The sequence below is a fragment of the Vibrio sp. RE88 genome, from assembly GCF_013113835.1.
Classification (GTDB): Bacteria; Pseudomonadota; Gammaproteobacteria; order Enterobacterales; family Vibrionaceae; genus Vibrio.
On record NZ_VTYQ01000027.1, the window covers coordinates 1 to 788 of the forward strand.

Consider the following 788-nt stretch of genomic DNA (forward strand, 5'->3'; position numbering starts at 1 on the left):
TCAGCAGAAGCACTCATTCTGCAAGAAAATGATCTGTCTGGCGGCTCTAGCCCAGACGGTACCTTGCTAAGCAAAGACGGCGACTTCACCACCATTCAAGGGGCAGATAAGGTTGTGAACTACGAGCTTGACCTGAGTACCAACCCGATTGACGGCATGACCTCGCAAGGCAAAGCCGTCACCCTAGTGGAATCAGTGGATGCCAATGGTGTGGCGACGTACACCGCCTCCAGTGCCGATGGCGAAGTATTCGTCCTGACCTTGCGCCCAGATGGCAGCTACACTTTTGAGCTCAAAGCGCCAATCGACCATGACGCCAACAGCGACAGCGAGTTGATTAACTTCACGGTGGTGGCCACCGATACTGATGGCGACACCGACAGCATCACGCTGCCTGTTACGATTGGCGATGATAGCCCGAATCTCGCCTCAGCAGAAGCCCTCATTCTGCAAGAAAATGACCTTGCTGGCGGCTCTAGCCCAGATGGTACCTTGCTGAGCAAAGACGGCGATTTCACCACCATTCAAGGTGCCGATAAGGTCGTGAGCTACGAGCTTGACCTGACCACCAACCCAATTGACGGTATGACCTCACAAGGCAAAGCCGTCACCCTAGTGGAGTCAGTCGATGCCAATGGTGTGGCGACATACACCGCCTCCAGTGCGGACGGTGAAGTATTCGTTCTGACCTTGCGCCCAGATGGCAGCTACACCTTTGAGCTCAAAGCGCCAATTGACCATGACGCCAATAGCGACAGTGAACTGATTAATTTCACGGTGGTGGCGAC

Annotated in this window: 1 protein-coding gene; it reads left to right on the forward strand. The window is 54.4% G+C overall.

The genetic code is table 11. From position 1 onward, the window contains the following. Positions 1–788, forward strand: a 788-nt coding sequence (locus F0265_RS24485; protein ID WP_171750639.1) for a DUF5801 repeats-in-toxin domain-containing protein, incomplete at both ends; no start/stop codon positions are given.